This window comes from Streptomyces sp. NPDC101118 (assembly GCF_044759445.1).
Lineage (GTDB): Bacteria > Actinomycetota > Actinomycetes > Streptomycetales > Streptomycetaceae > Streptomyces.
Genome location: NZ_JBIVZG010000036.1, coordinates 1 through 11,110 on the forward strand (window position 1 = coordinate 1; position 11,110 = coordinate 11,110).

General features: G+C 75.3%; 5 protein-coding genes. 4 read left to right on the forward strand and 1 reads right to left on the reverse strand.

Annotated elements, in window-relative coordinates:
* The first annotated feature begins 1,021 nt into the window (after positions 1-1,021).
* The 3 genes from ACIQUQ_RS34235 to ACIQUQ_RS34245 all read left to right on the forward strand — a co-directional run bounded on the left by ACIQUQ_RS34235 (position 1,022) and on the right by ACIQUQ_RS34245 (position 7,040).
* Entirely contained in the window at positions 1,022-2,809 is a 1,788-nt protein-coding gene (locus ACIQUQ_RS34235) for a S8 family peptidase (RefSeq protein ID WP_403983987.1), read from the forward strand.
* A gap of 327 nt (positions 2,810-3,136) precedes the next feature.
* Entirely contained in the window at positions 3,137-5,899 is a 2,763-nt protein-coding gene (locus tag ACIQUQ_RS34240) for an AAA family ATPase (RefSeq protein WP_403983909.1), read from the forward strand.
* 208 nt (positions 5,900-6,107) lie between these two features.
* Entirely contained in the window at positions 6,108-7,040 is a 933-nt protein-coding gene (locus ACIQUQ_RS34245; RefSeq protein ID WP_403983911.1) for a cation diffusion facilitator family transporter, read from the forward strand.
* 35 nt (positions 7,041-7,075) lie between these two features.
* Here ACIQUQ_RS34245 and ACIQUQ_RS34250 read toward each other — a convergent pair whose 3' ends face one another.
* Positions 7,076-8,605 carry a bifunctional phosphatase PAP2/diacylglycerol kinase family protein gene (locus ACIQUQ_RS34250; RefSeq protein ID WP_403983989.1) on the reverse strand — a complete coding sequence of 510 codons (1,530 nt, stop codon included), beginning with the start codon at positions 8,603-8,605 and terminating at the stop codon, positions 7,076-7,078.
* A gap of 708 nt (positions 8,606-9,313) precedes the next feature.
* Here ACIQUQ_RS34250 and ACIQUQ_RS34255 point away from each other — a divergent pair.
* Positions 9,314-10,993, forward strand: coding sequence for a glycoside hydrolase family 71 protein (locus ACIQUQ_RS34255; RefSeq protein ID WP_403983913.1), 1,680 nt, complete (start codon positions 9,314-9,316; stop codon positions 10,991-10,993).
* Positions 10,994-11,110 lie beyond the last annotated feature (117 nt).

Here is an 11,110-nt window from a genome sequence, read left to right on the forward strand (position 1 = left end):
GCCACCCCAGGCCCGGGCCTGCCTCCGGACCAGCCTGCCACGACGCGTCAAGCACCTTCCCCACACACCACACGACCCACCAGGCCCTGCCAAGGATTGGCAGCCGGAGGTGAGGTGCGGGCCACGGGGTATCGGGCGCTGGTGTCGCCCCGTGGGGTGGCTGGAGGGCTTCGGCCACCGCGGGCCTCTCACGCACCTTCCCCGCATACCACACGAGCCCAAACCGCCCCGGGCGCCCCAACCGCGCCCGTCCGGCTGACTCGTTCCGTTCCACCGGGGCCGACCCGATGTGAGTGGATTGTCTGATCTGGGCTCTCTTCGTGTCCTGCTCGGCCCCCGCTCGAACCGGCCTGAATCCACCCCTCCGCCCGCCCCGACCCTCGCCCCCTTGGACCGGACCAATGCCCCCTCCCTGGAGGGGGGTCGACCCGCAACGTCGCACGTCAGGGCGTGTGTTGGGGGCGTTGTCCGTCACGTCGGCCCGGGGCCCCGAGGGGTACGCGCAGGGGCCGGACAAGGGTTTTCCCCGTATCGGGTTCATCTGCATTTTGCCTACTGTCTGACCACCGGCGATCTTCACCGGCCGGACGGTCAGTCCGCCACCCCACATGGCGCGAACCCGTTCCCCCGGTGGATCGACGACAGCCGAAGTTGCCCCCGCCCCATCGTCGCGGCGGCGGCAGCCAGGTGAGCAGCGGAGCCCGGGACGCGTGAGCAGCGCGCCCCGGCCCGCACAGGCACCACCGCACCACGGCACCACCGGCACGACCGGCACCACCGCACGACGCGCGGCCCCACCACGGCCCCCAGCGCGCCGCGCGCACCGCTCCACGGGCACCACCGCACGACGCGCCGCCTCACCCCGGCACCGGGCGCGCCGAGCGGCCAGGACCCCCGCAGCACCGCACCACTGCATCCACCTCCCACACATGCACCATCCGCCGGTCCGGCCTGCCCGGAACCGGCGGCCCGCGAAAGGGATCCCACCTTGCACGCATCCAGGCGCAGGCTCATCACCGTCGTGGCGATATCCGCCACGCTGCTCGGCACCGCGGCCACCACCTCCGTGGCGCTGGCGAACCCGGCGGCGGCCCGTGCGGCGGCCACCGCCCCCACCGCCACCCCGGCCCCGCTCCCCACCGCGCCGGTCGAGAACCTCATCGTCGGCTACAAGTCCGGCGCGACCGAGTCCCGTTCCAACACGGACGCCGCCGCCGACGCCAAGGCCAAGGGCTCGAAGGCCGGCGAGGACGTCTCGTTCGAGCGCCGCCTCGGCACCGGTGCCGCGCTCGTCGACCTCGGCGGCAAGCTCGCCCCGCAGGACGTCGCGGACGTCATGGCGCAGTTCCGCGCCGACCCGGACGTGGCGTACGTCGAGCCCGACGGCCGCGCCTACGCGATGGCGACCCCGAACGACACCGAGTACACCAAGCAGTGGGACCTCTTCGAGGCCACCGCGGGCATGAACGTTCCCGCCGCCTGGGACACCACCACCGGCTCCGGCGTGACCGTCGCGGTCATCGACACCGGCTACGTCGCCCACTCCGACCTCGCCTCGAACGTGGTCGCGGGCTACGACTTCATCACCAGCTCCACCGCCGCCCGTGACGGCAACGGCCGCGACAGCAACCCGGCCGACGCCGGCGACTGGAGCGCCGCGGGCGAGTGCGGCACCGGCTCCAAGGCCAGCGACTCCTCCTGGCACGGCACCCACGTGGCCGGCACCATCGCCGCCGCCACCAACAACAGCAAGGGTGTCGCCGGCATCGCCTACGGCGCCAAGATCCAGCCGGTCCGCGTGCTCGGCAAGTGCGGCGGCGCGACCTCCGACATCGTCGACGCCATCACCTGGGCCTCCGGCGGCACCGTCTCCGGCGTCCCGGCCAACCCGACCCCGGCCAAGGTCATCAACATGAGCCTCGGCGGCTCCGGCGCGTGCACCACCACGTACCAGAACGCCATCAACGCGGCCGTGAACCGCGGCACCACCGTCGTCGTCGCGGCCGGCAACAGCAACGCCGACGCCAGCGGCTTCTCGCCGGCCAGCTGCAACAACGTGATCAACGTGGCCTCGACCAACCGCACCGGCGACCGGTCGTTCTACTCCAACTACGGCTCGATCATCGACATCGCGGCCCCCGGCGGCGAGACCCGTCGCGCCACCGACACCCCGGGCACCATCACCACGCCCGAGAACGGCATCTGGTCGACGCTGAACGCCGGCGCCACCTCCCCGGGCACCGAGAACTACGAGCCCTACCAGGGCACCAGCATGGCCGCCCCGCACATCGCCGGCCTCGCCGCGCTGCTGAAGTCGGCCAACACCGCCCTCACCCCGGCCCAGATCGAGTCGGCCATCAAGACCAACGCCCGCCCGCTGGCCGGCACCTGCACCGGCGGCTGCGGCGCCGGCCTGGCCGACGCGGCCAAGACCGTGGCCGCGGTCTCCGGCGGCACCACCCCCGGCGGCACCTTCAGCAACACCGCCGACGTGAACATCCCGGACAACGGCGGCGCCGTCTCCTCGTCCATCAGCGTCACCGGCCTGACCGGCAACGCCCCCGCCACCCTCAAGGTCGCGGTGGACATCAAGCACACCTACCGCGGTGACCTGGTCGTCGACCTGGTCGGCCCGAACGGCACCGTCAAGCGCCTGCAGAACTCGTCCAACGACGGCACCGACAACCTGATCACCACCTTCACCGTCGACGCCTCGGCCATCCCGGCCAACGGCACCTGGCAGCTGCGCGTCCAGGACGTGGCCTCGGTCGACACCGGCTACATCGACTCCTGGAGCCTGACCTTCTAAGAGGCCCGGCAGCCCCCCGGGAACCCAGAGGAGGGTCCGGGGGGAACCGGCCCGCTGCATCCCCAAGCCCCACCGCAGCGGAAGGAAAACCCCCACAAGTCCGGCACCCCCACACCGGACACCCCCGGACCCGCCCGTCCCCACCGGGCCGGTCCGGACCCAGCAGCCCCGGACCTGCAGGTACGTCTCGTACCGGCAGGTCCGGAGGCATGCCCGGACCGCCGCCTGATTTCTGCGTCACACTCCGGTCCCGCCCGGCCACCGACCTCGTATCCTCAGCGGTCACAGGAAAGGCACAGGAAACGACCGAGAGGCTGGAGGCTGTGCGTGGCGGCGACGGGGAACGCTGACGCGCCGGTCGGACGTGGGGAACTCATCGCGGCGGTCGACCGCGCACTGCACACCCACGGCCGGGCGGCCCTCACCGGTGCGGCCGGAGCGGGCAAGACCGCGCTCCTCACCGCGCTGGCGGCGGCCGCGCGCTCGCGCGGCGAGACCGTCCTGCGCCTCGACCCCGAGGCCGCCGACCGGCACATACCCGAGGCCTCCGTGGCCGCCCTGCTCACCGCCGTGCCCGCCGCCGTGCTCGACCGGCTCTCCGGACCCCAGCGCACCGCCATCGCCCTGCTGCGCCGCGAGACCGACGACCTCCGGGCCGGCCGCGACCGGATCGCCCTCCGCCTCGCCATCGTCGAGGTGCTGCGCAACCTCGCCGTCAACGCCCCCGTCCTGGTCGTCGTCGACAACGCCCAGTTCCTCGACGAGGAGAGCGTCGACCTGCTCCGCTTCGCCCTCCGCCTCACCCCGCCCCGGGTACGGACCCTCGTCGCCGAATGCGCCCGCGGCGGCGCCCCCGTCGCCGAGGCCCTCTGCGGCCCCGGCACCCGCGGCACCGCCATCCCGCCCCTCGGCGCCGACGAGGTCGCGGAACTGCTGGTCAGCCACGGTCTGCCCGCCCGCCTCGCGGGACGCATCCACCGCGCCAGCGGCGGCAACCCCCGCCTCGCCCTCGCCCTCGGCCACTCCCTCGCCGAGTCCCGGGAACCCGTCCACCACGCCGACACCCTGCCCGTCTCCGGGCAGGCCCGCGAGGTCGCCCGCCGCCTCCTCGCCGAAGCCCCCGCCGCCGCCCGCCCCACCCTGCTGCTGGCCGCCCTCGCCACCCGCCCCACCACCGCACTGCTCCGCCGGGCCGGCCGCCCCGACGCCGAGGCCGAGCTCGCCGCCGCCGAACAGGCCGGACTCGTCACCGTGGCGGAGGACGGCACCGTCGAGTTCACCGCCGGCGCCCTGCCCAGCGTCCTCGCCGCCGACGCCGGCTGGCCCGACCGCGCCGCCGGCCACGCCGCCCTCGCCGCCGCCGACGACGACCCCGTACAGGCCACCCGGCACCGCGCCCTCGCCGTCGACACCCCCGACGAGGACCTCGCCGCCGCCGTCTCCGAGGCCGCAGCCTCCTGCCGCCGCCGCGGCAACCGCGCCCTGGCCGCCGAACTCGGCATGCTCGCCGCCGACCGCACCCCCGCCGACCGCCCCGGCGCCGAACTCGCCCGGCTCGTCGCCGCCGCCGAGGACGCCGGCTGCGCCGGCCGCGCCGACCTCGCCCGCCGCGCCGCCCGCGCCGTCCTGGCCCGCGACGCCTCGCCCGCCGACCGGGTACGCGCCCGCCTCGCCGTCATCGACGCCGCCGGCCAGGCCCTCGCCGACCTCGACGAGACCTTCGCCCACGCCGCCCTCGACGCCGCCGGCGACCCCGCACTCCAAGCCCTCGTCCAGCTCCGCGTCGCCTGGAAGCTCAACCTCAGCGACGGCGACCCGGTCCGCTCCCGCACCGCCGCCGCCGAAGCCGGGGAACTCGCCCGCCGCGGCGGCGACACCGTCGCCGAGGCCATGGCCCTCACCGTCCGCGCCCGCATGGGCCGCATCCTCGGCGACCCGTGCGCCGAAACGATCCTCGCCGAAGCCCTCGCCCTGCCCTCACCCGAAGTCCCCATCGGCCTGCGCAACGCCCCCCGCTACCTCGCCGTACGCCACGCCCTCTTCGACGACTGGCTCGACGACGCCCGGCAGCAACTCCTCGCCCTGCTCCCCGCCGTGGAACGCACCGGCTCCTGCGAGGACGTCTTCGAGGTGCTCCGCAGCCTCACCGAGGTCGAACTCCGCCGCGGCCGCTGCGACGCCGGCATGGCCTGGGCCCGCCGCTCCCTCGCCTGCACCATCGAGGCCGGCCTCTCACCCGGCCCCGCCTGGTACGTCGCCGCCATGGCCGAGGCCACCGGCGGCAGCTTCGCCCGCGCCACCGGGTACGCCCGCCGCGGCATCCAGGCCTCCGAGGAGGAACGCGACCAGGTCTTCCTCTCCCGCAGCCTCTACGCCCTCGGCACCGTCGAACTCGCCATGGGCGAGACCGCCAAGGCCGTCGCCACCCTCCGCCGCGTCGCCGACCTGGAAGCCGCCCAGCAGGTCGTCGACCCCTCCATCCTGCGCTGGCACGGCGAACTCGCCGAGGCCCTCGTCGCCGCCGACGCCCTCGACGAGGCCGCCGGACTCGTCGCCGGCTGGCGCGCCGTCGCCGTCGACCTCGGCCGCCCCGCCGTCATCGCCGCCCTCGACCGCGCCCAGGGCCTGCTGCTGTCCGCCGGCGGCGACGCCGAGGCCGCCGTACGGCTGCTCACCTACACCGCACAGCGCTTCGCCGAGCTGGAGCTGCCGGTCGAGCGCGGCCGTACGCTGCTCGCCCTCGCCCGCGTCGAACGGCGCCGCCGCCGCAAGGCACCCGCACGCACCGCCCTCGCCGAGGCCGCCGACGTCTTCACCGCCGCCGGCGCCAAGCCCTGGGCCGAACTGGCCCGCGAGACGCCGGCCCCGCGCCCCGCCCCCGGCGGCCCCCTCGACACCCCCGTCGCCGCCGCCCTGACCGAGGCGGAGCTCACCCTCGCGCTGCTGGTCGGCCAGGGCGCCAGCAACCAGGAGGCGGCCGCCAAGCTGTTCCTCAGCGTGAAGACCGTCGAGGCCCGGCTCACCCGCATCTACCAGAAGCTCAACGTCCGTTCGCGCGCCCAGCTGGCCACCGCGCTGCGGGCCCGCTGAGCGCCCGGGCCCGCCGAGCTCCCGGGCCCGCCGAGCTCCCGGGCCCGCCGAGCTCCCGGGCCCGCCGAGCCGTCCGGCCTCCCGGGTTCCAGGGCTCCCGGGCGCCGCCCGTACCCGCCGCACCATCGCCCGTACCCCCGGCGCCCGCCCCCGAAAGGGCGTACCCCGGCCCCCCGCCGCCGCGACAGCGCCGCCCCGCCGTGGTCCGATGGTGATCATGAGCCACGACCACGGGGTGCCCTCCGCCGCCGGGACGCTCAGCGGCGCATACCGCTCCCGCCTGCTGTGGACCATCGGCATCAGCCTCGCCATCACCGTCATCCAGGTCGTCGGCTCCCTCCTCTCCGGCTCCCTCGCCCTCCTCGCCGACGCCGCCCACAGCCTCACCGACGCCGTCGGGGTCGGCCTCGCCCTCGGCGCCGTCACCCTCGCCCAGCGCGCCCCCACCCCCGCCCGCACCTTCGGCTTCTACCGCGTCGAGATCTTCTCCGCGGTGCTCAACGCCCTCCTCCTGCTCGGCATCTTCGTCTGGGTGCTGTACTCCGCGATCCGGCGCTTCGGCGAACCCGTCGAGGTGAAGGGCGGCCTGATGTTCGCCATCGCCCTCCTCGGCCTCGCCGCCAACGCCGTCGGCCTCCACCTGCTGCGCGACGCCAAGGACAAGAGCCTCAACCTCCGTGGCGCCTACCTCGAAGTCCTCGGCGACGCCCTCGGCTCCGTCGCCGTCATCGTCGGCGGCCTGGTGATCCTGCTCACCGGCCGGCAGGCGGCCGACCCGATCGCCTCCATCGTGATCGGCCTGCTCATCGTGCCCCGCGCCTACGGGCTGCTCCGCGACGCCACCCACATCCTGCTGGAGGCCACCCCGCAGGACACGGACATCGCGGAGGTACGCCGCCACCTGCTGGCCGAGCCGGGCGTGGTCGCCGTACACGACCTGCACGCCTGGACCGTCACCTCCGGCATGCCGGTGCTCACCGCCCACGTGGTCGTCGCCGAGGCGGTGCTGCGCAGCGAGGACCACGGACACCTCCTCGGCCGCCTCCAGTCCTGCCTCGGCGACCACTTCGACATCGCGCACTCCACCCTCCAGCTGGAGCCGGAGACGCACGTCGAGGCGTCGCACGCGATGCACGACTGAGCGGGGGAGCGGCCGAGTGGCGCAGCGGACCCCGACTACTCCGGCCGGTAGACCGCCAGCGCCCCCGGCAGCTTGTCCACCACGCACTCCGCGGGCGCCGTCGCCCACTCGCCGTCGTACGCCAGCAGCGTGCCCGGCGGGATGTCGGAGATCCGCAGCCGCTCCAGCCGGGTGGCCGTGTGCACCGGGGAACGCGTCAGCGGGCCGGTCAGCAGCGCCGCCAGCAGCCGGGGCCCCGGCCGCCCGCCACCGTGCACGATCCGCACGTCCAGCAGCTCCTCGTGCAGCCCCACCCGCCGCCGCGGCGTGGGACCGCTGCCGTGGTACGTGCCGTTGCCGGCGAACAGCAGCCACACCGACCGCGGCCGCCCCGCCACCCTCAGCCGTACGGGACGCTCCGCGCGCAGCACCCGCCAGGCCGCCAGCAACGCCGCCGGGCCGGAACCGATCCGCGGCGCCCAGCGCTCGCGGTGCCACACCAGCTCCGGGTAGACGCCCAGACTGAAGGTGTTCAGGAAGTACCCCGACTGCCCGTCCGCGCCCCCCTGCCCGTCCGGACCCGGCGTGAACCGTCCCACCGCCACCCGCACCGCCGACCCGGCGGCCAGCGCCCGGACGGTGTCCTCGGCGCCGGCGATCCCCAGGTCGGCGGCGAAGTGGTTGAGCGTGCCACCGGGGAACACCGCCAGCGGCACCCCGGCCGCCAGCGCCGCCGCGGCCGCCGCACCCATCGTCCCGTCACCCCCGGACACGCCCAGCACCCGGCACCGCCCGGCCGCCTCCGCCAGCGCCCCGGCCACCTCGGGCCCCGGGCACACCACGATCTCGGCCCGGGGCAGCGCGGCGGCGAGGGCCTCCCGGTCCGCCGCGGTCCCCGAATCCCTGTTCACCACCACCGTCAGCCCCTCGCCCTCGTGCAGCGCCGGGGCCTCGGCCGCCCGTTCGGGGCCGGGCGCGGTCCGCGCGAGGTCCCCCTCGCGCGCGAGCGAGCGTACGAGCAGCCCCGCACCCACCCCGAGCGCCGCACCCGCCAGCACGTCCGCGGGGTAGTGCACGCCCGTGTAGACGCGGGACGCGGCCACCGCCGCCGCCAGCGGCACGGCCGCCAGGCCCCAGGCGGGCGCCTCCAGGGTCAGCCCGGTGGCGAAGGCGGCCGCGGAGGCGGCATGGCCGGACGGGAAGGACGTCGTCTCGGGCTGGGTCCGCAGGTGCCGTACCGCCGGCACCCCCTCCAGCAGCGGACGGGGCCTGCGCACCGACCACTTGCCCACCGTGTTGATGGTCGCCGAGGCCACCGCCAGGGAGCACATCGCGCGCAGCGCGGCCTTCCGGGAGCGCGGCGAGCCGAACAGCGCGAGGGCCGTCGCCCCGCCCGCCCACAGCATCCCGTGGTTGGCCGCCCGGCTCAGCCGGGGCAGCACCAGGTCGCCCCCCGGCCAGTGCCGCCGGGCCACCGCGTCGAACAGCGTCCGGTCCCACCGGCCCACCGCGCCCCGCCAGGCCACCGGCCCGCCGTGCGCGTCGGGCCGCCGGGGCCCGGTGGCGTCCCGCAGGTTCGAGGCCATCGCCCCGGCCCGCATCCCGGCCGCCGCGGCCCCGGCCCGCAGCCGGTCCGCGAAGGGCCCGCCCTCCGCGCCTCCCGCGCCTCCGGCCCCCGTACCTCCGGCTCCCGCCACGCTTCCGCCTCCCTCGTTCCGGGCCACCACGGCCTGCCTCCGGACCGCGGCACGCCCGTGGGGCCGCATGCCCGTACCGCCGCACGGCGCACCCGTACGGCCGCACGGCACATCGGTACCCGTGCGGCACACCCGTACCGCCCGGCAACCCGTACGGCCACGGAACACACCCGACGGCCCGCCACACGCCACCCGTTGTGGCGCACGGCACGCCACCGCCGTGGCGCACGGCACAACGGTCCGACGCCGCGTCTACCCCGCCTTCCTCCACGCAACCACGGGAGCCCCCCGCGCACCACCGGACGCCACCGCGGGGAAACGGCCCGCCCCACGCCAAAGTGGCAGGCCACACCCCTACTTGTTCCTTACGCGGCCCTCACACCGGACCCTGCGAAGATGCCCCCCGGGCGGCAGCAGAGCCGGCCGCCCACACCTCCACCAGGCCCCGCCGGGAACGGCGAAGGACGTAGGCGGAGTGATGCGTGTGACGTACGTGCCGGGGCCCGACACCAAAGAGAACGGTTGTCCGGATGACGTGAATGGGCTCTACTGCTGTCCATGTCCCGGCCGGGGCATATTCACCTGGAGGGACGAACGATGAGCGCCCAGCGGTCCAAGAGACCCTTAACGCACCGGCGACGCCGCGGCTTCCGCGCCCGGCGGCCCCTGCTGACGCTCCTCATCTCCGGCTTCCTCATCGTCGGCGTCTTCACGGCCACCGGCATCGCCTGGGACCCCTTCAAGTCCGGCGGAAGCCGGCAGAGCACCGCACCCCAGATCGGCGAACCCTGGTCCGCCGGACCCTCGGTGACGGACCGTGCGGGAGCCGGCGGAGCCGGCGACGCCACGCGTCCCACCCCGCCCGCCGGCAACAAGGGCGGCTCCACCAAGCCGCCCACCGGGCGCCCGTCCGACGACTGGCGGCCCAGCGCGGCGCTGCCCTTCGACATGCCCTCGCCCGCCACCCTGCGCAAGAGCAAGCGCCTGGTCTTCGCGCACTACTTCACCCCGTACCCGCTGTCCCTCGACAACGCGGGCTCGGCCAACGACTACTACACCCGCAACTACCTCAACCCCGCGGGCGAGAGCGGCAAGCACGCCCGCTACGGCGGCCTGCTCCGCGACCGGCCCCTCCCCGTGCTCCCCAAGTCCGGCAACTGGGAACTCGCCAACCTCCAGCAGGAGGTGCGCACCGCCCGCGCCGCCGGCCTCGACGGCTTCACCGTCGACATGCTCTCCCTGTCCGGCAAGAACTGGGAGCGCACCAACATGCTGCTGCGCGCCGCCCAGTCGGTCGACCCCGGCTTCCGCATCATGCTCATGCCGGACATGACCTCCATCAACCCGGACCCGGCGAGCCTCGCCAACTCCCTCGCCCAGCTGGCGAAGTCGCCCGCCGCCCACCGGCTGTCCGACGGCCGGCTGGTCGTCTCGCCCTTCAAGGCCGAGGCCAAGACGCCCGCCTGGTGGAAGCAGGTCATCGACTCCCTGAGCTCCCGGCACGGCATCAGAACCGCCCTGGTCCCGCTCTTCCTCGACTACGGCTCCCACTCCGGGGAGTTCGCACCCATCAGCTACGGCTTCTCCGAATGGGGCAGCCGCAGCTACGTCGGCCAGGAGAGCGCCACCCGTGACGCGAAGCGCGCCCACGGCCTGGGCAAGATCTGGATGCAGCCGGTCTCCGTCCAGGACGCCCGCCCCAACCAGGGCGTCTACGACGAGGCGGGCAACACCGCCACCCTGCGGTCCACCTGGAACCACGCCATCAACGACGGCGCCGACTGGGTCCAGCTGACCACGTGGAACGACTACAGCGAGGGCAGCCAGTTCGCCCCCTCCCTGCACAACGGCCACGCCTACCTCGACCTGTCCTCCTACTACCTGGTCCGCTTCAAGACCGGCTCCTGGCCGCGGATCGTCCGGGACACGCTGTACCTCACCTCGCGGGTGCAGTTCGCGGGCGCCGACCCCACCGGCAAGCAGGTGCTGCTGATGGCGCCGCGCCGGGGAACCGCCCCGCCGCGCGACACGGTCGAGGTGGTCAGCTTCCTCACCGCACCGGCCACCGTGCGCACCACCGTCGGCGGCGTGGCCAAGAGCTACGGAGCCCCGGCCGTCCGGCACGCCGAGCTGTTCCCGCTCCGCGCCGGCACCAGCACCGCCACGGCCACGCGCGGCGGGAAGACCGTGGCCTCCGTGACCCTGCCGTACGAGGCGCGGCACGTGGTCCAGGTCCAGGACCTCCAGTACTACGCGGCCACGAGCGGGCGGCGCTGACGGGCGGGGGGGGGCGGGGGTGCGGGCCCCCCCCCCCCCCCGGCCAGTTGACCGGGGGCCCGGGGCCGCCCCCCCCCACCACCACACCGGGGCCCCGGCCCCCGCCGCCCAACCCCG

Bases quoted from the DNA above. Each gene is read 5' to 3' on its own strand.
- ACIQUQ_RS34250 (WP_403983989.1), bottom strand. From the start codon at position 8,605: ATGGCCTCGAACCTGCGGGACGCCACCGGGCCCCGGCGGCCCGACGCG.
- ACIQUQ_RS34255 (WP_403983913.1), top strand. From the start codon at position 9,314: ATGAGCGCCCAGCGGTCCAAGAGACCCTTAACGCACCGGCGACGCCGC.
- ACIQUQ_RS34245 (WP_403983911.1), top strand. From the start codon at position 6,108: ATGGTGATCATGAGCCACGACCACGGGGTGCCCTCCGCCGCCGGGACG.